Annotated in this window: 18 protein-coding genes, 1 tRNA gene and 1 pseudogene; 6 read left to right on the top strand and 14 right to left on the bottom strand. The window is 62.8% G+C overall.

Features of this window, described 5'->3' with window-relative positions:
- Window positions 1–63: 63 nt before the first annotated feature.
- Window positions 64–1,101 (bottom strand): DUF1338 domain-containing protein, encoded by a 1,038-nt coding sequence (locus AB3X95_RS30435; protein WP_368623288.1) that lies wholly within the window; start codon window positions 1,099–1,101, stop codon window positions 64–66.
- Between the two features lie 125 nt (window positions 1,102–1,226).
- Between AB3X95_RS30435 and AB3X95_RS30430 the strand changes: the two genes are divergently transcribed.
- Window positions 1,227–2,159: a LysR substrate-binding domain-containing protein gene (locus AB3X95_RS30430; protein WP_368623287.1), complete on the top strand. Its 933-nt coding sequence runs from the start codon at window positions 1,227–1,229 to the stop codon at window positions 2,157–2,159.
- Between the two features lie 55 nt (window positions 2,160–2,214).
- Here the strand turns inward: AB3X95_RS30430 and AB3X95_RS30425 are convergent, their stop codons facing one another.
- Entirely contained in the window at window positions 2,215–3,342 is a 1,128-nt protein-coding gene (locus tag AB3X95_RS30425; protein WP_368623286.1) for a 4-hydroxyphenylpyruvate dioxygenase family protein, read from the bottom strand.
- Between the two features lie 274 nt (window positions 3,343–3,616).
- A complete protein-coding gene (gene pcaQ / locus AB3X95_RS30420) occupies window positions 3,617–4,639 on the bottom strand; it encodes a pca operon transcription factor PcaQ (RefSeq protein WP_176123236.1) in 1,023 nt (340 codons plus the stop codon).
- 111 nt (window positions 4,640–4,750) lie between these two features.
- Here pcaQ and pcaH point away from each other — a divergent pair, with 111 nt between their 5' ends.
- Both pcaH and pcaG read left to right on the top strand, forming a co-directional pair.
- On the top strand, window positions 4,751–5,455 hold the full coding sequence (gene pcaH / locus AB3X95_RS30415; RefSeq protein WP_176123237.1) for a protocatechuate 3,4-dioxygenase subunit beta: 705 nt from the start codon (window positions 4,751–4,753) through the stop codon (window positions 5,453–5,455).
- A 3-nt stretch (window positions 5,456–5,458) separates the two neighbouring features.
- Window positions 5,459–6,046 carry a protocatechuate 3,4-dioxygenase subunit alpha gene (pcaG, locus tag AB3X95_RS30410; protein WP_176107242.1) on the top strand — a complete coding sequence of 196 codons (588 nt, stop codon included), beginning with the start codon at window positions 5,459–5,461 and terminating at the stop codon, window positions 6,044–6,046.
- Between the two features lie 95 nt (window positions 6,047–6,141).
- On the opposite strand, the gene AB3X95_RS30405 is transcribed toward pcaG, so the two are convergent.
- Entirely contained in the window at window positions 6,142–6,408 is a 267-nt protein-coding gene (locus tag AB3X95_RS30405) for an H-NS family nucleoid-associated regulatory protein (RefSeq protein ID WP_176123238.1), read from the bottom strand.
- A gap of 461 nt (window positions 6,409–6,869) precedes the next feature.
- On the opposite strand from AB3X95_RS30405, the gene AB3X95_RS30400 reads away from it, so the two are divergent.
- Window positions 6,870–7,508: a LysE family translocator gene (locus AB3X95_RS30400; protein ID WP_176123239.1), complete on the top strand. Its 639-nt coding sequence runs from the start codon at window positions 6,870–6,872 to the stop codon at window positions 7,506–7,508.
- A gap of 72 nt (window positions 7,509–7,580) precedes the next feature.
- On the opposite strand, the gene AB3X95_RS30395 is transcribed toward AB3X95_RS30400, so the two are convergent.
- Entirely contained in the window at window positions 7,581–9,215 is a 1,635-nt protein-coding gene (locus AB3X95_RS30395; protein ID WP_368623285.1) for an acyl-CoA synthetase, read from the bottom strand.
- Between the two features lie 182 nt (window positions 9,216–9,397).
- On the opposite strand from AB3X95_RS30395, the gene AB3X95_RS30390 reads away from it, so the two are divergent.
- Entirely contained in the window at window positions 9,398–10,138 is a 741-nt protein-coding gene (locus AB3X95_RS30390; RefSeq protein ID WP_184228055.1) for a Crp/Fnr family transcriptional regulator, read from the top strand.
- 18 nt (window positions 10,139–10,156) lie between these two features.
- On the opposite strand, the gene AB3X95_RS30385 is transcribed toward AB3X95_RS30390, so the two are convergent.
- Window positions 10,157–10,513: a transposase gene (locus AB3X95_RS30385; protein WP_368623284.1), complete on the bottom strand. Its 357-nt coding sequence runs from the start codon at window positions 10,511–10,513 to the stop codon at window positions 10,157–10,159.
- Window positions 10,514–10,683: 170 nt separating this feature from the next.
- Here AB3X95_RS30385 and AB3X95_RS30380 point away from each other — a divergent pair.
- Window positions 10,684–10,971: pseudogene (locus tag AB3X95_RS30380) on the top strand (porin); the annotation flags it as partial.
- A gap of 152 nt (window positions 10,972–11,123) precedes the next feature.
- On the opposite strand, the gene AB3X95_RS30375 reads toward AB3X95_RS30380, so the two are convergent.
- The 8 genes from AB3X95_RS30375 to AB3X95_RS30340 form a co-directional block, all read right to left on the bottom strand.
- Window positions 11,124–12,266, bottom strand: a complete 1,143-nt coding sequence (locus tag AB3X95_RS30375; protein WP_176123242.1) for a porin — start codon at window positions 12,264–12,266, stop codon at window positions 11,124–11,126.
- 884 nt (window positions 12,267–13,150) lie between these two features.
- Window positions 13,151–13,321, bottom strand: coding sequence for a hypothetical protein (locus AB3X95_RS30370; protein WP_368623283.1), 171 nt, complete (start codon window positions 13,319–13,321; stop codon window positions 13,151–13,153).
- A gap of 198 nt (window positions 13,322–13,519) precedes the next feature.
- Window positions 13,520–13,607: transfer RNA gene (locus AB3X95_RS30365), tRNA-Ile, on the bottom strand.
- A gap of 153 nt (window positions 13,608–13,760) precedes the next feature.
- A complete protein-coding gene (gene rpoD / locus AB3X95_RS30360) occupies window positions 13,761–16,151 on the bottom strand; it encodes an RNA polymerase sigma factor RpoD (RefSeq protein ID WP_176123304.1) in 2,391 nt (796 codons plus the stop codon).
- A 91-nt stretch (window positions 16,152–16,242) separates the two neighbouring features.
- The gene (gene dnaG, locus AB3X95_RS30355) at window positions 16,243–18,117 is read right to left on the bottom strand and encodes a DNA primase (RefSeq protein ID WP_368623282.1); all 1,875 of its coding nucleotides are present in this window, start codon (window positions 18,115–18,117) and stop codon (window positions 16,243–16,245) included.
- Between the two features lie 118 nt (window positions 18,118–18,235).
- Window positions 18,236–18,682: a GatB/YqeY domain-containing protein gene (locus AB3X95_RS30350; protein WP_176107232.1), complete on the bottom strand. Its 447-nt coding sequence runs from the start codon at window positions 18,680–18,682 to the stop codon at window positions 18,236–18,238.
- A gap of 233 nt (window positions 18,683–18,915) precedes the next feature.
- Complete coding sequence (gene rpsU / locus AB3X95_RS30345; protein WP_008919901.1) at window positions 18,916–19,128, bottom strand: 30S ribosomal protein S21; 213 nt, start codon at window positions 19,126–19,128, stop codon at window positions 18,916–18,918.
- 49 nt (window positions 19,129–19,177) lie between these two features.
- The gene (locus AB3X95_RS30340) at window positions 19,178–20,413 is read right to left on the bottom strand and encodes an NAD(P)/FAD-dependent oxidoreductase (RefSeq protein ID WP_176367604.1); all 1,236 of its coding nucleotides are present in this window, start codon (window positions 20,411–20,413) and stop codon (window positions 19,178–19,180) included.
- Between the last annotated feature and the right edge of the window lie 46 nt (window positions 20,414–20,459).

The raw sequence follows: 20,459 nt of genomic DNA, 5'->3' as shown, positions 1-20,459 counted from the left end.
TGACAATGACGTCCCCACTGCGCTCCTCGTCTGCGATGCCGGCGCTTGCGCCGTCGTATGCGCTCAGGCCGCCTGGCTTGCGGTCATCCGGAAGATGCCCTGTGCATTGCCCGCGTCGAAACGCAGGTCCGTTTCCCAGCGGCGCGCGTCCTGATCGAAACTGCGCTTGCGCGTGATGAATTCGTAGAACGAGCCCGGCACGTCGCGCGCGACGACACTGCCGTCAGCCGCGCGAAATTCGCGTTGCACGAGATCCGCGCGATATGCGGTCTGGAACACGCGCCCGGAACGCGAATGCTCGACGTCCGGCTTCATTGGCCGACCCTTCGCCTTCTGTTCGTCCGACAGCTTGAACACATCCGCGACGCGATCGGTCGCGTGATTGAACGCGTTACCTTCGGTCGCGATCCACGCCATCTCCGCCGACTCCTTCAACAATACTTCGTAGTCGGCTTCGCGTGGCATCTCGTGCTGACGCGCGAACGCACCGACTATTACCGGTAGCAACTCTTGCGCCGCATCGATCGGCAGCACGCCGTCGCGTTCGAGTTCCCACAACAGGCCACTAGCGCGCGGCGTCAACGGATCGCGCGATGCACCGATCACGTTGGTCACCGCCTGCTGGAACGCCGCGGAAAAACGCTCCGGGTGCAGTTCGCTGACGAAGAACTGCGCGATCTCGTCGGGCGCGTCGTCATGCGCCCATGCGCGGCCGGTCATGCCGAGACGATCGAGCGGATAACGGCCGTTGATCCGAAAGCCGAGCGGCCGCAGAATGCGCGCGAACGCGGCCTCGCCGGGCGGCAGCGCGCCGCTGTGCGGCCAGCGCACGGTGCGCAGCGCGCCATGATCGAAGTACACGCTGCCGCCGCCGGCGACGGTTTCCTCCGTATAGCGGCGGCCGTTTTCCGAGCGCGCGAGCAGATCGTCGAACAGCGCCATGTTCATCGCCTGTGCGAGTTCGGCACGTGTGATGCTGCCGCTTTCCCACTCGTTCAACACATGCGGATGATTCAGCGTCGCAAACAGGCGCGCGGTCTTCTCCGCGCCCAGCAGCTTCACCAGCAGTTGTTCGACGTTCGCATTCTTCAGGTTTCGCATCCGGCTTCTCCACGCTATACATTGAGCGCCCGCAGAAGCGCTCATGACGGGCGAGATTATTCAAAATCCGCTCCGCCCCCGTAAAGCGAGATAAAATCGCCACTTGATGCGTTTTTGGAATTAACGTGCGAAAGTTCAAGATTCCCAACATGGGCGCGCTGCTCGCGTTCGAAGCCGCGGCGCGGCACGAGAGCTTCACGCACGCGGCGCGCGAGCTGTTCCTCACCGAAAGCGCGGTGTCGCGACAGATCAATACGCTCGAAAGCAATCTAGGCGTGCGGCTGTTCGTGCGCGTCAAGCAACGCGTGGTGCTGACGCGCGCGGGCAAGGTCTACAGCGCGCAGGTGCGACGCTCGCTCGAACACCTCGATCGCGACACGCTGTCGATCATCGCGCACGGCAGCGGCGGCGGCTATCTGGAACTCGCGGTATTGCCGACGTTCGCATCGCAATGGCTGATCCCGCGCATGGCCACCTTCAATGAACAATACCCGGACGTGCGCGTGAACATGGGCGTGCGTACCGCGACGTTCCCGTTCGCCGACACGCATTTCGAAGCGGCGATTCACTACGGCAAGCCGACGTGGCCGGGTACGTCGGCCGATTTTCTGTTCAGCGAGGAAGTGGTGCCGATCTGCGCGGCGAGTCTGCTGAAGCGGCCGGTCCGCAACATCGCCGAACTACTCAACTATCCGCTGCTTCATTCGACGACGCGACCCGATGGCTGGGCGACCTGGTTCGCAAACTTCGGCGTCGACGACAATCGCACGATGCAGGGCGTGCGCTACGAACTGCACACGATGCTGATCAGCGCGGCCGCGGCCGGACTCGGCATTGCACTGGTACCGCGCTTCTTCGTCGATACGCAGTTGCAGCAGTTCGGTCTCGTGATTCCGTTCGACGGACCCGCCGTTGCCGACGCCGCGTACTACCTCGTGTACCCAACCGAGTTGAGCCACGGCAAACCGCTCGCGAATTTTCGCGAGTGGCTGCTGCGCGAAGCGGCCGCGTACGGCGCGATTTATCCGGAGTTGGCGGAGCGGCCCGAGGGGGCGTGAGGAAACGCCAGTCGCATGGGTGATTGGATCAATCACACATGCGACCGGGTGAGACTCAGTTGGAGGCGCGCGCCTGCGCCAATGCGGCCAAATTGCCTTCGCCGAAGCCATGATGCCCCTGGCGTTGCACGATCTCGAAGAAGATCTCGCCGGCGCGACGGCGTACAAAGGTCTGGAAAAACAGCAGCGGCACGCCGTCCGCGCCGATCTCACCGTCCACGAGCACATGCGTGCGCCGCAGCCGCTCGACATCGAGCCCGTGGCCCGGCAGGCGTGCATCAAGCTGCTCGTAGTAGCGCGGCGGCGGCTCGACGAATTCGACGCCGTTCGCGAGCAGGCGCTCGACGCACGCGAAGATGTCGTCGGTGGCGAGTGCAATGTGCTGCACGCCTTCGCCCGGATGATCGGGCAGATACTCGTGCATCAGGTTGGTCCGGCGCGTGCCCTCCTCGTACAGCGGTATGCGGATCGCGCCGCACGGCGACACCATCACGCGCGATTCCGCCGACACGTGCCAATTCGCGTGCAACTCGTGAATCTCGCGGAAATTCAGCAGGTCGCGATAGAAGTCGATCCACTCCTGCATGCGGCCTTCCCCAACGGTTTGCGTCAAATGATCGACCGCGACCAGGCCGCTGCCCGCGTGACTCAGATCGGCTTCGGCCGTGTCGATTTCGATGGGGCGGAAGTCGATGTCGAAGATCGAGATATCACCGAGGCCGCCGCGCTGACCGCCGCGTCCGCGCCAGCGATCGACGAAATAGATGTGCGAATCGCCGATACCTTGAATCGCCGGAATCAGCAGTTCGCCGGCCCCGAGGCGTTCGCCCTCGAACTCCCACGCGCCGAGCTCCACCGCGCGTTCGAACGCGCGCTGCGCGTCGGCGACCCGAATCCCGATCGCGCAGATGCCGACCCCGTATTCCTCCGCGTAGCGCGCTGCGAACGAATCGGGCTCCGCGTTGATCAGGAAATTCATCTCACCCTGACGGTATAGCGTCACGTCCTTGCTGATATGACGCGCGATCGCCTTGAAGCCGAGCTGCTTGAAGGTCTCGCCGAGCGCCTGCGGATCGCGGGCGGCGAACTCGACGAATTCGAGGCCGGCCGTGCCGAGCGGATTGTGCTCCGGCGCCATCACGGCGCGCTGCGCGGCCTCGGGAGTGGGCAAGTCGCTAGGCATGGCAATCTCCTTGTACGGTCTTTCGATGCGGTGGCCGGTCTTTCCGGGGTTCGGTGCGAACCGTTCCGGCCGTTCGCGATGGGCTGCTTGACGCGCGCCCGCTGGTGGCGTGCGCGCGGTGTGCCGCAAAAAAATACGGGCTGCGGCGGCTTTCGCACCGTGTTTTTACACCGGGTCGCGGGGCATTCGCAACCGTCATTTTGTACTGGTTGGTTCATACGGAGAACGACATGCCGATGGGCGCCCGGGGGCATGCGTGCGGCAGGCCGCCGGATCACTCGAGCGGCGCGTCGCCCGGGCCGCCTTTGCGCGCCGTTTTGCCGGCGGTTTTACCGGTGCTTTTGCCCGCATCCTTGCCTGACACCGCCGCCATTCTGCCCCGCGCGACCTCGCGCACCGCCTCGATGAACGCGCGCCCCACCGCCGACGGCTGCGTATCCGAGCGACGGATCAGCCCCACCGGCTCGCCGGTGCCCGCAAACGGCAGCGGCAAGCGCACCAGCATGCCGTGCGCGAGTTCGTATTCGACCGCGCTTTGCGGCACGAACCACACCGCGCCGTTTTCGAGCGTCAGCGCACGCCCCGTCGATACCGACAACACCTCGACGAACCCTGACAACGGCGCCACGCCCCACGCGCTCAGCAGGCTTTCGGTCGACTGGCGGATCAGCGTGCCGAACGGCGGCAGCACGATCGGAAAATCCTCCAGCGACGTGGCCGGCAAGGCCGTTCCCTGCGCGAGCGGATGCCCGGCGCGCACGACCGCGATCAGCGGCTCGGTAAACAACTGCTCGAAGCTCAGGCCGACCATCCGCTCGGGGTCCGCGAGACGGCCGATCGCGAATTCGATCGAACCCGCTTTCAGGCGTTCGAGCAATTCCGGATTTGCGCCGGTCGCGAGGCGCACGATCACGCGCGGCCACTGCGTCGCGAACTGTCTCAGCACGGGCGGAACCAGCACCGCGGCGACAGTGGGCAGCACGCCGACTTCGAGCGTCGCGGCGGCCGCGCCCTCGGCGCGCGCCAGCAGATCGACGCCCTGACGCAGCGCGCTCACGCAGGCGCTTGCGTGCGGCATGAAAAGCTGTCCCTCGCGCGTCGGCACCGCGCCGTGACGGCCGCGCTCGAACAGCTTCACGCCGAGAATGGTTTCCAACTCGGCGACCGTCTTCGATACCGCCGGCTGCGTGATCGACAGACTGTCCGCCGCCCGCTGGACGCTGCCGAACTGCGCGACGGCCAGAAAGCACTGGAGATGGCGAAATTTGACGCGGCTATCCGCGAGACTGCGTTGCATAACAGAAGGTTATACGAAACGGGCAAAAACGTCATTTTTCATAACCGGCTGCTTTGTATAAAGTGCGAGTCATAACGCCGCATCCCCCGATTCCTCCAACGGAGACACTTCATGGAAGATTCAATTCTTTCCCCGCGAGATTTCGCGTCCCATCCCGAGTACATCTATCCGCCGTACGGTTCGTCGGTCAAGCGCGGCCCGACCCGTCCGCTGATTCCGCTGAAAGAACGTCTGCGCGACCAGCGCGTGCCGGTCTACGGCAGCGACGACCTCGATCCGCTCGACAACGACCTGACCCGCAACGCGGTGCGCAATGGCGAGCCGCTCGGCGAGCGCATCATCGTGACGGGCCGCGTGCTCGACGAAGGAGGCCGTCCGGTGCGCAACACGCTCGTGGAAATCTGGCAGGCGAACGCCGCCGGCCGCTATGTGCACAAGGCCGACCAGCACGACGCGCCGCTCGATCCGAACTTCCTCGGCGCGGGCCGCTGCATCACTGACAACGAAGGCCGTTACCGCTTCCTGACCATCAAGCCGGGCGCGTATCCGTGGGGCAACCATCCGAACGCATGGCGTCCGCAGCACATCCACTTCTCGCTGTTCGGCGACCACTTCGGCTCGCGTCTCGTCACGCAGATGTACTTCCCCGGCGATCCGCTGCTCGCGTTCGACCCGATCTACCAGGGCACTCCGGAAAACGCCCGTGAGCGCATGATCTCGAAGTTCTCGCTCGACATTACGCAAGAGGCCTATGCGCTCGGCTACGATTTCGACATCGTGCTGCGCGGCCCGAACGAAACCCCGATGGAGCGCTAAGCCATGACGACTCTCAAGCAAACGCCTTCGCAAACCGTTGGTCCGTACTTCGCCTACGGTCTTTGCCCGCAGCAATACGACTTCGACTACAAGAGCCTGTTCACGCACGTGCTGGCCGACATGGAAGCGGCCGGCGAGCACATCACGATCGTCGGTCAGGTGTTCGACGGCGACGGCAAGGTGGTTGGCGACGCGATGATCGAAATGTCGCAGGTCGACTCGAACGGCCACTATCCGGAATCGCGCGAGGACATCCTGAAGACCGGCTTTCACGGCTTTGCGCGCGTCGGTACCGGTACGGACCCGCACAAGCGCTTCATCGTCGAGACGGTGAAGCCGGGCCGCGCGAATCCCGACGAAGCGCCGCACATCGACGTGATCCTGACGATGCGCGGCATGCTGCTGCACACGTTCACGCGCATCTATTTCGAGGACGAAGCGCAGGCGAACGAGCAGGACGCCGTGCTGGCGTCGGTGCCGGCCGAGCGCCGTGATACGCTGATCGCGCGACGCGTTGCCGGTACGGCCAACGTGTACCGCTTCGACATCCACATGCAGGGCGATCAGGAAACCGTGTTTTTCGACCTGTGATGCGCGATTCGTCGCGAAGCTCCGAGCAGTAAAAATCGAGCCCGCCTTGTGCGGGCTTTTTTTCGCGCGGACGTTTCGCGGTGCACCTGCGCGCGTTAGCAGCGGAAGTGATCGATGCTTTGTCCGGCGTGAATCGCGCGCGCGAGCCACGCCGGTTTATCGCCCTGACCGTCCCACGTGTTGCCGAACGCGTCGCGGTACAGCACCGCGGCCACAGCGTTCGCATCGGCTTCGAGCGATTCGGCCAGCGCTTCGAGGGTGATGTTGTGGTCGTCCATGCGTCGGCGAATCCACGCGATCATGCGCTCCCGCAGGTTCTCGTCGCGTTCGAACAGTCGTTGTTGTCCTTCTCGTTGTTTCATAACGTATTGTGTCGCAGCTCTTGCTGGCATTAGACAAACTGGCAACTCGCATAACAACGCGAGGCTCGTGCTTAATTCAATTTTGAACGAAAGCGATTCGACGAATTCACGCAATCCCTGCAAATGCGTAAAAACCCGCATTTGCAACTGATGCCTGTCAGATTCTGAATTAAAGCGCTGGGATCAAGCGAATGGGCTACTCGAAGAATAGAAGGCGCTCGAATTGCGCCCGTGTTTCGCTTCGTGCGTCGCCTCGTCGTGGTGAGGGAACTTCAGCGTATCGAAAGTGATTCTAGCATTCGATGTATTTTGGCCGCAGCAAAGAAGTTTTTCTAATTGTACTAATTGCGTGACTTCCGAGTTTTCGGTAATCGTGGCTTCCACCACCCGTTTGGCGGACAATGCGAAACCCGGGGTTCGCCAGAGCAACTGGCATCGGCCCGACCTCAGGAGACACGACCATGCCCGCCTCGACCGCCATCCTCACGATCCTCGCCGCGCTGCTATTGGGCGCGATGAGTCCGGGACCCAGCTTCGTCATCGTCGCGCGCAACGCGATCGGTCTGTCGCGCGGCGACGGTCTCGCGACGGCGCTCGGCATGGGCATCGGCGGTGTGTTTTTTAGCGGCATCGCGCTGCTCGGGCTCTATACGCTGCTCGCGACGGTCGAATGGCTCTACGTCGGGCTGAAAGTGGCAGGCGGCGTCTACCTGGTTTATCTGGCGTCGAAAATCTGGCGCGGCGCCGCGAAGCCGCTCGCGTTCAGCGAAACGCAAACCGGCAATGGCGTCAATCCGCGCAAGTCGTTCTGGATCGGCTTGAGCACGCAGCTCAGCAATCCGAAGACGGCCGTCTACTACGGCAGTATCTTCGCCGCGCTGCTGCCGCAGCATCCGCCGGTGTGGTGCTATTTCGCGCTGCCGCCGGCGATCTTCGCGATCGAAGCGGGCTGGTACACGATCGTCGCACTGTGCTTTTCGAGCCAACGGCCGCGCGAAATCTATCTGCGCTGGAAGGCGTGGATCGATCGCATCGCCGCGGGCGCGGTGACCGCGCTGGGCCTGCGGCTGATTCTGAATGCGCACAAGGTCGGGATTTGACGCCAACATGAAGCGGCGCGCGCCGGCGTGACTCGCTGCGCGCCGCCCTGAAACAGCGTTAATCGCGGCGCGTTACGCTTTTCCCTCCGCCTTGATCCGCGCGCGCAACTCGAATTTCTGGATCTTCCCCGTCGAGGTCTTCGGCAACTCGCCAAAGCGCACCGCCTTCGGCAACTTGAAGCCGGCCAAAAACAGCCGGCAGTGCGCGATGATTTCCTCCTCGGTCGCCTGCGCGCCTTCCTTCAACTCGATGAACGCGCACGGCACCTCGCCCCACTTCGGATCTGCCATTGCGACCACCGCCGCCACCGACACCGCCGGATGCCGGTACAGCGTGTCCTCGACCTCGATGCTCGAAATGTTCTCGCCGCCCGAAATGATGATGTCCTTGCTGCGGTCGCGGATGCGGATATAGCCGTCGGCCGTGCGCACGCCGAGATCGCCGGTGTGGAACCAGCCGCCATCGAAAGCGGCTTCGGTCGCGCGCTCGTTCTTCAGATAGCCCTTCATGCAGATGTTGCCGCGAAACATGATCTCGCCGATCGTTTCGCCGTCGTCCGGCACCGGCGCGAGCGTGTCCGCATCGAGCACCGCGACCGCCGCCTGCAGGTGATACCGCACGCCCTGGCGGGCGGTCAGGTCGGCGCTGATTTGCTCGTCGAGCGCGTCCCACTCCTGCTGCTTCGCGCAGACGGCCGCCGGGCCGTAGGTTTCTGTGAGCCCGTACACGTGCGTCAGGTCGAAACCGATCTGCTTCATCTTCGCGATCACCGCGGGCGGCGGCGCGGCGCCCGCGACCATCGTCGACACGCGATGCGTGATGCCCTCGCGCCATTCGGCCGGCGCGTTCGCGAGCGAACTCTGTACGATCGGCGCTCCGCAGTAGTGCGTGATGTGCTCGCGTCGAATCAGCTCGAACACGGTCTTCGCGTCGAACTTGCGCAGACAGACGTTGACGCCCGCGCGCGCGGCCACGGTCCACGGAAAGCACCAGCCGTTGCAGTGGAACATCGGCAGCGTCCACAGATAGACCGCGTGCTTCGGCATATCCCATTCGAGAATGTTGCTCAGCGCGTTCAGATACGCGCCACGGTGATGGTAGACCACGCCCTTCGGGTCACCGGTCGTGCCCGACGTGTAGTTCAGCGCGATCGCGTCCCATTCGTCGGTGGGCGGAGTCCACTCGTAGGACGGGTCGCCGGTTTGCAGGAACTGCTCGTAGTCGGTCGCGCGGTTGAACTGCGCGGCGTCGGCGGGCTGCGCATCGGCCACGCTGATCACGCGCAGTTCCGGGAATTCGAGCGCAGCGCGATGCGCGAACTCGCCGTATTCGGTATCGACGATCAACGCCTTCGCCTCCCCGTGGCGCAGCATGAACAGCAGCGTCGCGACGTCGAGCCGCGTGTTTAGCGTGTTCAGCACGGCGCCGGCCATCGGCACGCCGAAGTGCGCCTCTACCATCGGCGGAATGTTCGGCAGCAGCGCGGCGACCGTATCGCCGCGGCCGATACCGGCCTCGTGCAGCGCGCTCGCGAGCCGCCGCGCGCGCTCATACGTCTCGCGCCAGTTACGGCGGATCTCCCCGTGGACGATCGCGAGCCGCTCGCCATACACTTGCGCTGCGCGCACGAGGAAATCGATCGGCGTCAACGGGACATAATTGGCCTCGCGCCGCCCGAGGCCTTCGTCGAACATGTGCTGTGTCATTGCTTCGTCTCCTGAGGCGCGAGCCGCGCCGCCGATTGTTGTGATCGTTTTCCATGAATAACCAGGGCCTAGCCTAGCAATTGTCGTCATGAACTGTCTGTCATTCAAATGACAGAGTGGCGCCGCTAGCGCTCCGCCTTGACCTGGCTCAGCCGGAACCGCTCCCAGGACGCTTATCTCCAATGACCGTCGCTCCTTTCACCGACCGCGCCGACTCTCGCCCGCCCCAACGCGTCGCGCCCGCCGACCTCGCGCGGCTGTTCGCCACCTGCGCCTGGTTTCGCGCGCTCGCCGCCGAGCATCAGGCGATGGTGCTCGCCAGCGCGCACGCCGAGCACTTTGAAGGCGGCGCGTGGATCGCGCGTCGCCAGCAACCGTCCGACTATTGGATCGGCGTGCATTCGGGGCTCATCAAGCTCGCTATCTACAACGCGTCGGGCCGCAGTTGCACGCTGTCGGGGGTGCCGCCGGGCGGCTGGTTCGGCGAAGGCAGCGTGATCAAGCGCGAGTTGCGCAAGTACGACGTGGCCGCGATCCAGCCGTCGCTCGTGATGTTCGTGCCGGCCGCGACCTTCCATGCGCTGCTCGAATCGAGCCTGCCGTTCACGGGTTTCGTGATCCGGCAGTTGAACAACCGGATGGGGGAATTCATCGCATCGATCCAGAACAGCCGGCTGCTCGATGTGGACGCACGCGTCGCGCAATCGCTCGCGCAGCTGTTCAACCCGGATCTGTATCCGGACACGGGCCACACACTGGCGATTTCGCAGGAAGAGGTCGGTTTGCTCGCGGGGGTGTCGCGGCAGCGCATCAATCAGGCGCTGCAGAACCTCGAGAAGCTGCGGATTTTGGGTCTGTCATATAACCAGATCGAGGTGCTCGATCTCGAGCGGCTAGAGGCGTACGGACGAGAGCAGATCTAGCGGCGCGGCGGGCGCACGCTATCCGGCGCGCACGCCGCCCTTGCGTGTCGCGCGCATTTCGAGAGCGGCGTCGGTCTTGAACAGCGGGAGCATGATCGCGCTCAACACGCCCGATTTTTTCCAGCGCAGATAGTAGTGATGTGCGGTCTGGCACGGCACGTAGCGCCCGGGCATCGCGCTCCACGGTGCGCGCGTGTGCAGCACCCACATCACGCTATTGAGCACGTGGCGAATATCGATCGGCGGACGACCACGCCGCGGGACGTCGTCATTCAGGGTTTCGGGCAATAGCGGCGCGACCTGCTGCCATTGCTCGTCGGTCAACTCCTGAACGACCGGCCTCGTCCCGATGGATTCGGAAGATGGGCTATTCATGCGTGAAAGCGCACGCGCCAAGCGCGTGTCGGCGTCGCTCCAAAAGTAGTGTCGTTACGTCAACTCGTTCGAGACTACTCGAAGCTTGCCTGGGAGAAAGTCAACTTTTGTGATCCGGAACGGCGCAATGTCAAAAATGGCAATAGCCTATTGCGTCAACGCGCTGATGGCTCGACGCGGATCGACCGTTCGCCGGTGTCACCTGGCAGGCCACGCCCGCGCTGACGCTGACGGGCGCCGCGTACTACGACCACATGTCGAACGCGGCGATCGGCAATGGTCAGGTCGGTAGCGGCTATCGCTACACGTTCGTCGGACTGGCCGAGTACGCGCTGTCGAAGCGCACCGAGGTGTACGGCACCGTCGATTTCGACAAGGTGTCAGGCGCGGCCTCGGTCGAACTGCCGGGCCGCAACAACCAGACCGGCGTTGCGCTCGGTCTGCGGACGATTTTCTAAGTCTCCGGGTCGTCATCGCAAAACGGGCGTGCCCAGGGACGCCCGTTTTTTTGGCTCTCGCATACGGAAACCGGCTTACCGGTCTGCCGCGCGCATAAAAAAAGGTGCCGCGAACGGCACCTTTCTGTACTACAGGCAGCTTCTGCTGAATCTTAGAAGCGGTGACGCAGACCGACCGTAGCAGCCGTCTGGTTCTTCGACGACGAGGTCGGAACCGTGTTGTCGCCGCTGTAGATCGAAGCCACGCCGCCGTCGCCCATTGCGTGCTGGTACACAGCCTGAGCGTAGACGTCGGTGCGACGCGACAGCGAGTAGTCAGCCTGCAGGCCGATCTGGTGGTAACGGGTCTTCATGTCGTTACCGTCGGCGTTGATGCCGTAGCCGCGTGCGTCGGTGAACGTGTACGCAACGCCGAGAGCCATCGCCGGCGTCAGGTTGTACTTGCCGTTGATTTCGTAGTTGTTGGTGTGGCCTTGACGCTGACCAGCTGCTGCACCAACCAGGTTGTCGACGCGCGATTGCGTCCAGGCCACGCCGACCAGCGCCGGGCCGAAGCCGTACGAAGCGCCTGCGCCGAACTGACGCTGACGGAAGTTGCCCGTCAGGACGCCCGACGTGTTCGCCAGAACGCCGTCCGATGCGCCGCTGGTGTTAGCAGCCGGGTTGTTTTGCTGAGCGTAGGCAGCACCGAGGTGCAGGCCTTGCCACTGGTAAGCAGCGCCCAAGCTGTACTGACGGTTGTTGGCGAAGCCACCTGCCTGGTTCGAGAAGCCGTACGTGCCGCCGAACGTGAAGCCAGCGTAGTTAGCGCTCGAGTACTTGATCGAGTTGTTGACCGACAGACCACCGTTGGTGTTCAGGTTGTCGTTGTTGAACGGGTGCGCGAAGTACGTGCCGCCCCAGCTGCCCGTTGCGGTCAGCGGTGCGAGGTAGTCCTGCGCTGCGTCGTACTGGCGACCCAGCGTGACCGTACCGAATTGCGCGCTCGACAGACCGACGAAGGCCTGACGGTTGAACATGCCCTTGTTGTTGGCGAACTGGCCGTTGTTGATGTTGAAGCCGCTTTCCAACGTGAAGATTGCCTTCAGACCGCCGCCCAGATCTTCCGAGCCACGCAGGCCGAAGCGGCTCTGGTCGATGCCGCCGCTGTTTGCTGCCCACTTGGAGCTGCCAGCAACGTTGCTGGTGTAGGTCAGACCTGCGTCGATCAGACCGTACAGGGTCACGCTGCTTTGTGCGTGAGCGACCGAAGCGAACGATGCGGCAGCCGCAACGACGATGAGACTCTTTTTCATGGGAACTCCAATTCGAAAAATTTATACGGGGAGCAGGACCTGCCTCAGCAGCCGATGCATCGCACCCGCCGCCGCCCGCTTGGCCGACCCGTTCGGATCGACCGGGCACCCTTGAAGCGAAGCGTGAGTGTAGGGGGACACCCTGGTATCGACGCCGACAATTCACGCAACAGGATTTTTCGAATTTCGCAACAATGTTGGGGCCGGCGGGCATAACTTATTGTTTTTCCAACGTTTGTCGGAAGATCTAAGTGCCGGATCGCCAGCCCCAGCCAATACGAATTTGCAACGCGCCAATATTCGAAGTTGTGCGTTTGCAACAGTGTTTTAATACGCGTGACGTAATCGGGTCGGAGCAAGCTGACGAAAAGACCGTCGATATTTCTTCGAATGGAACGGTTCGAATGATGGTTTTCCGCGTTGTTTGAAATTTATTTTGCGATGGCCGGAACTTGATGGAGTTAATGCAGTCGGCTTGGCGCGTCTAGCAATTAATCGTTTCAGGCGGGGCCGATTAACTTGTCGAATCGACAAGACCGCTTATTCACTTGATCTTTATTGGCCAGCTTAAGCAGTTGCTGCCACTCCCCGGCAGCACATCGGTTCTAGCCTGCCTCGTCGAATCAGCATTCACTTTTGAGAAACCGCCATTGCGACGGTCTTCTATTTCACGTTTTGTCACGTCTCTATAAGATGCGCTCGCGACCAAACGAAGAAGCCTTCAGCACGGGCATTGCCCGGAGGTGAATTGCGGCGCCGGCCGCCGCGTGACAAGACCCGTGCTGAAAGCGGACGGCGTGCATCAACAAGCCTTCCGCATTCAATTAACGGCCGGGCGGCACCCGCATTTACACGGAGTTTCCCTGATTACGCGCGAGCACCGCTTATGGCTTGCGGGGAGCGCGCTCGAGCGCCTCCTCGTCCTCGGGCGAGGAACCCGGCGCGAGCGGGTCGGTGTCGGGCGGCGTGTCGGGCAATGGACGCGGCTCGCCGTCGGATTCCTCCAGCGGCTGATTCGGAGGCGCGACGGGGTCGATGGTTGGGTCGGTTTGCATGACGACCTCCAGGTGGATGGGAACAGTTCCCTACGCTGGATGCGCAACGGCCATTCCTGCGATCGCTGGCAGTTCGCCCCGCGGCGGCGCCTGTAGAAATTGCGCTGGCTCGAAACCGAACTTGCAACGCCACGCCCGACGAAGGCCGCCCCAAAAACAAAAAGGGTTCCGGAATTCGGAACCCTTTTTTCGATACTTTGGTGGGCCGGGTGGGGTTCGAACCCACGATGTCCTTTCGGAGGTGGATTATGAGTCCACTGCCTGCAACCAACACGGCGTCCAGCCCAAGAAAAAAGACCCGGTCGTGAAGGCCGGGCCCGTTTCGTCGATTGGCCGACATACTACACGAAAAAGGGGCCTGCGCAACCGCTTCACTTCCGCGAAACGACCGGGCGGCCCCTTCTATCGCATCATGTGCGGCCAGCCGCGGCCGCCGCCGTCAATTCCCTTCGAGGAACGACTTCAGCTTGTCGGAACGGCTCGGATGACGCAGCTTGCGCAGCGCCTTCGCCTCGATCTGACGAATCCGCTCACGCGTCACGTCGAACTGTTTACCGACTTCTTCGAGCGTGTGATCGGTGCTCATCTCGATACCGAAACGCATGCGCAACACCTTCGCTTCGCGCGGCGTCAGCGAGTCGAGCACATCCTTCACGACGTCGCGCATGCTCGCATGCAACGCGGCATCCGCCGGGGCGACCGTGTTGGTATCTTCGATGAAGTCGCCCAGATGCGAATCGTCGTCGTCGCCGATCGGCGTTTCCATCGAGATCGGCTCCTTCGCGATCTTCATGATCTTGCGGATCTTGTCTTCCGGCATTTCCATCTTCTCGGCCAGCGTTGCCGGATCCGGCTCGAGACCGGTTTCCTGCAGGATCTGACGCGAGATGCGGTTCATCTTGTTGATCGTTTCGATCATGTGAACCGGAATCCGGATCGTGCGCGCCTGGTCGGCGATCGAACGCGTAATGGCCTGGCGAATCCACCACGTCGCATACGTGGAGAACTTGTAGCCACGACGGTATTCGAACTTGTCCACCGCCTTCATCAGGCCGATGTTGCCTTCCTGAATCAGGTCGAGGAACTGCAGACCGCGGTTCGTGTACTTCTTCGCGATCGAGATCACGAGACGCAGGTTCGCCTCGGTCATCTCACGCTTTGCCTGACGCGCCTTCAGTTCGCCGGCCGCCATCTGACGGTTGGTTTCCTTCAGGTCCTTCAGCGGCAGTACCACGCGTGCCTGCAGATCGAGCAGACGCTGCTGCTGTTCGCGGATCGCTGGAATGTTGCGCGTGAGGATCGCGCTATATACATGCCCCTCCGCGACGATCTTGTCGGCCCATTCGAGGTCCGTCTCGCTGCCCGGGAAACGCGCGATGAATTCCGCGCGCGGCATGCCGCACTTGTCGACTACCGTATGCAGGATCTGACGCTCCACCTGGCGCACTTCATCGACCTGCGCGCGCAGCGTGTCGCACAGACGCTCGACGGTACGCGCGGTGAAGCGGATCGTCATCAGCTCGTTCTGGATGGTTTCCTGCGCCTTCAGGTACGACTTGGACTTGTAGCCTTCCTTCTCGAACGCGCGACGCATCTTGTCGAACCATTCGCTGATCAACGCGAATTTTTCGAGCGACGCGCGCCGCAGCGCTTCGAGCTGTGCGGCGTTGGCGGTGGCTTGCGCCGAGCCATCGTCTTCTTCCTCGTCCTCTTCGTCCTCTTCCTCGGCTTCCTCGTCTTCGTTCTCGATCGCTTCCGCTTCCTGCGCGGAGAAGCCGTCGGCGTCTTCCGCGTCGGCGTCGATCAGACCGTCGACGAGTTCGTCGATGCGCACTTCGTCGTTGGCGACGCGCTCGGCCATCGCGAGGATGTCGGCGATCGTGGTCGGGCACGCGGAGATGGCCATCACCATGTGCTTCAGGCCGTCTTCGATGCGCTTCGCGATTTCGATTTCGCCTTCGCGCGTAAGCAGCTCGACCGTGCCCATTTCGCGCATGTACATGCGCACGGGGTCGGTAGTGCGGCCGAATTCGGAGTCGACGGTGGACAGCGCGACTTCGGCTTCCTCTTCGACTTCATCGTCCGACGAAGCCGCGGGTGCGTTGTCGTTGAGCAGCAGCGTTTCGGCGTCAGGGGCCTGTTCGTAGACGGCGACGCCCATGTCGTTGAACGTGCTGATGATGCCTTCGATCGCCTCGGTCTCGGTGAAGTTGTCCGGCAGGTGATCGTTGATTTCAGCGTACGTGAGGAAGCCGCGCTCCTTGCCGAGCTTGATCAGCGCGCGCAGCTTGGAACGACGCTCCTCGAGTTCCTCCACCGTGCCAGGCTGCGACGACGCGAACGCATCCTTCAGCAGCGCTTTTTCCTTTGCACGACGGTCGCGAGCCTTGACCTTTTCCACCTTGCCCGGTGCGGCGGCAGCGGTTTCTTCGGCCTGGGTTGCATCGTCATCGACGGGTACTTCATTCAGCTTTTTCGTCATGGAGTTCGCCGTACCGGCTGTAGTCTCGACCCCCGGCTGTTGGACAACAGCCGGATGAACCGTGGATACTGAAGTCACGCGCGCTGCCGCATCGTCCTGAACGGCAGCCGCTTCCCTTGCGCTTCTGACACCCGCCCGCTTGGCAGCCGGCGGTGCTACAGCTTTCGCCGCCCGAACCGGTGCGGCCTGCGCGGCCGCCGTGGTCGACGACTTCTTCCCGGCAGCTGGCGCAACGCTGACAGCAGACGTTTTTCTGGCGGATGCAGTCAGCCTGGCTTCGGTAACTTTTCCGGTGCGCTCTTTAGCGCGTGAGCCAGTTGTCTGATTTCCGCCTGTCGTCTTTGCCATCGCATCGCCTTTCGCCTTTGCTAGGAAAACCCTTGAAAAAACAAACCGCTAGAAACTTTTAATTATAGCACCCGAGGTTTTCGCCTCTCCGCTACAGGCCGAGTTGACGCTTCATCTCGGCCCGCTTCCGGTTGAGCTCCGAAAACTCGGCAAACTCTTCCGGCGTATGTCGTGACTGTCGCGAAAGCTGATCGAGACGATCGCAATAAGCGTCGTATCGCATCTTCAAAATCGCGGCCTTCAACTCCTCGCCGACGATTCGTTCCTGCTCGCGCCGTTCCTCGATGACGGCCGCGTCCTGCGGGTCTTTCAGCAGCAAATCCCGGACGTTTTCATCATAGTCTAGAATTTTGCGAAAGATTTCCTCGAAAGTTGGGGCGTTCGCGCCATTTCGCAAGAGATCTGACAACAACTGGAACGCCGCCGAATCGCCGAGGGCGCGCGCGTGCGTCGTCACTTCCGCGAACAGTTCGCCGTGCCGGGTCACGGTGAGCAGCGCCTCTTCGGCCTCTTCGTCGAGCATCGCGACCGTGCGCGGATACATCACCAGGTTGCGCAGCGTCTTTTCCTCGATGCCGGTCACGCTGCGGCGATCCTTGCGGGCCGGCGCCTCGCGCGCCGCGGCCGCGATCCGCGCATCGACTTCGCAAAGCGCCGCGACTTCGCTGAACGGCACATCGAGCCGGTCCGCAAACATATGCATGATCTGCGCGCGCAGCGCATTCGCCGGCAATGCCTGCAGCAGCGGCTTTGCGTCGAACAGCGCGCGGGCTTTGCCCTCGGGCTGATCGAGCTCCTTGCCGGTCAGCACCTCGTTGAGCATGAACTGCGACAACGGCATCGCCCGTTCGACCTGCTCGGCGAAAGCCTCGGTGCCGAACTCGCGCACGTAGCTGTCGGGATCGTGCTCGCTCGGCAGGAACAGGAAACGGATCGTCCGGTTGTCGGCGGCATGCGGCAGGCACGCGTCGAGCGCGCGGCGTGCTGCACGCCGGCCGGCCGCGTCGCCGTCGAAACTGAAAATGACGGTATCGGTCTGGCGCATCAGTTTCTGCACATGAATCGGTGTGCAAGCGGTGCCGAGCGTCGCGACCGCGTTCTGGAAGCCCAACTGGGCCAGCGCGACCACGTCCATATAACCTTCGACGACCAGCACGTAGTGCTGCTCTCGAATCGCCAGACGCGCCTCGAACAGCCCGTACAGCTCGCTGCCCTTGTTAAATAGCGGCGTTTCCGGCGAATTCAAATACTTTGGCTCGCCGCCGTCGAGCACGCGGCCGCCGAAGCCGATCACCTGTCCTTTGACATTGCGGATCGGGAACATGATCCGCTCGCGGAAGCGGTCGTAGCGGCGGTTCTGACCCTGCGCGTCGGACTTTTCGCTGACGATCACGAGACCCGCTTCGACCAGCGCGTCGTCGCGGTAGTTCGGGAACGCCGCCTCGAGGTTTTGCCAGCCTTCGGGCGCGTAGCCGAGACCGAAGCGCGCGGCGATTTCGCCGGTCAGACCGCGCTTTTTCAAATATTGGATCGCGCCCGGCGCACCGCGCAGCTGCTTACGGTAATAGTCGCAGGCGGTCTGCATGAGATCGGACAGCGCCGTGGTGACGGCCTTCGACGCCGCCGGCGCGTAGCCGCCGCCAGCTCCGCCACCACCGCCATATCCGGGCGAAGGCTCGTTCGGCACAGTTAGACCCACCGATTGCGCGAGCTCGTTCACCGCTTCGGGAAACGACGCGCCCAAGTGTTCCATCAGGAACCCGATGGCCGTGCCATGCGCACCGCAGCCGAAGCAGTGATAAAACTGCTTAGTCGGACTAACCGTAAACGAGGGGCTCTTCTCGTTGTGAAACGGGCACAGCCCCATGAAGTTCGCGCCGCCCTTTTTCAGCTGCACATACCGGCCGACCACGTCGACGATATCGACGCGGTTGAGCAGGTCCTGCAGGAATGACGGTGGGATCACAGTAATTAACGCTGCCTGGAAAGCTTCAAAATCCAAGCCCGGAGTCCGGGCCCGACACCGCGACCGGGCCCCGGGGCCCGTTTTTTCGGGGCCCCGCGACCCGGACAAATCGACAGGGTTACTTCGCAAGCGCGGCTTTGACCTGCGCGGAGACGGCGGTCATGTCGGCGCGGCCGGCCAGCTTCGGCTTCAGCACGCCCATCACTTTGCCCATGTCCTGCGGGCCGGCAGCACCGGTTTGCGCGACCGCCGCCTGCACTTCGGCAACGATTTCCGCTTCGGACATCTGCTCAGGCATATAGGCGGAAAGAATGGCCAACTCGGCCTTTTCCTTGTCCGCGAGATCCGTGCGTCCGGCGGCCTCGAACTGGCTGATCGAATCCTTGCGCTGCTTGATCATCTTGTCGACCACGGCGGTTATGCCGGCATCGTCGAGCGTGACCCGCTCATCGACTTCACGCTGCTTGACCGCGGCGAGCAGCAGGCGGATCGTGCCGAGACGCTCGGTCTCGCGCGCCCGCATGGCAGCTTTCATATCGTCGTTGATCCGGTCCTTGAGACTCATCACTCACCTGAATTGCGTTGAAAAGTTGAAAAACCGGCCGGTCGATGGCGGCGATACCGCCGCATCAGCACGAAAACCCGCTTGGGACTTCTTCCTCAAGCGGGTTGGCGCAATATGCGTAGTGGATGCGACCCTGCCGGCTGGCCCGATGGGCCGGGTTTGCCGTGATGGCACTGGGGTGCCGCCATCGGCTGGGATGCTGCCGCGCCGCGTACAGCGGGGCAACGCCAGAATCAGTAGAGCTTTTTTGGCAGCATCTGGCCACGCAGACGCTTGAAATGACGCTTCACCGCCGCCGCTTTCTTGCGCTTGCGTTCGGCTGTGGGTTTCTCGTAAAACTCGCGAGCGCGAAGTTCCGTCAGTAAGCCGTTTTTCTCCATGGTGCGCTTGAAACGGCGCATGGCGACTTCGAACGGCTCATTGTCTTTTACGCGGATGGTCGTCATTTTTCAATAACGGAACTTTGTAAAGGTTCAGGAGTATAGCAGAGCTTTCTCACAAAGCCATTGCGCCGTCAAGCCCCCGGGCATATTCGGCGGCCGCCTCCCCCGCCGCGACACCCGACGCCCACGCCCACTGGAAGTTGTAGCCGCCGAGCCAGCCGGTCACGTCGACCGCCTCGCCGATGAAGTAGAGACCCGGCACCCGAGCGCTCATCATCGTCGTCGATGACAAACCGCGCGTATCGACGCCGCCGCGCGTCACTTCGGCCTTGCGATAACCCTCGGTGCCGTTCGGCGTGAGCGTCCAGCGCGACAGCGCCTCACCGATGCGGCGCAGCGACTTGTCCGGCAGATCGGCGACGCGGGCCTCGGCCGCCACCTGATGAGTGTCGAGCCACACGTGCGCGAGCCGTTGCGGCACCCATTCCGATAGCAGATTGGCGATCTGCCGCTTCGTGCCGTTTTTCGCGTCGATGAGCGCAGCCGCGGCGTCGCGCTCCGGCAGCAGATTGATGTGAATCGGCTCGCCGGGCTGCCAGAAGCTCGATATCTGCAGCACCCCCGGGCCCGACAGGCCGCGGTGCGTGAGCAGCAGATCTTCGGTGAACTCGGCGCCGGTCTTCTTGTTGCCAGTCGATAGCTGGACTTCGAGCGACACACCCGACAGCGCCGCAAACGGCTCCCAGTCGGCCGGCGCGAAGGTCAGCGGCACCAGCGCGGGGCGCGTGTCGATCAGCTTGTGGCCGAACTGCTTGGCGATGCGGTATGCGAAATCGGTCGCGCCGATCTTCGGGATCGACAGACCGCCCGTCGCGATCACGAGCGCACGGGCGGCGATCGTGCCCGCCGTCGTGCCGAGCAGGAATCGCCCTTCGGCATCCCGGCGCACTTCTTCGACCGATAGCGGCGTGCGCCATGCAACGCCACCGGCGTCGCACTCGCTTTTCAGCACGTCGATGACCGCGTCGCTCGATTGATCGCAAAACAGCTGGCCCTTGTGCTTCTCATGCCACGTCACGCGATGTTGCTTGAGCAGCGCCATGAAGTCGCGCGGCGTATAGCGTGCCAGCGCCGAGCGGCAAAAATGCGGATTCGCCGACAGATAATTGGCCGGCCCCGCATACAGATTCGTGAAGTTGCAGCGGCCACCGCCGGAAATGCGGATTTTTTCCGCGAGACGCTGCGAGTGGTCGATCAGCGCCACACGCCGACCGAGTTGACCGGCAACTGCAGCGCACATCATGCCGGCCGCGCCCGCGCCGATCACCGCGATATCGAAGGATTCCATGGGGCCGCATTGTACCTGCCGGGCCCTCGCGTCCATGTCCGTGCGC

It is taken from the genome of Paraburkholderia sp. BR13444, from assembly GCF_040948755.1.
Lineage (GTDB): Bacteria > Pseudomonadota > Gammaproteobacteria > Burkholderiales > Burkholderiaceae > Paraburkholderia > Paraburkholderia youngii.
This window is presented reverse-complemented; position numbering and strand designations above follow the sequence as displayed.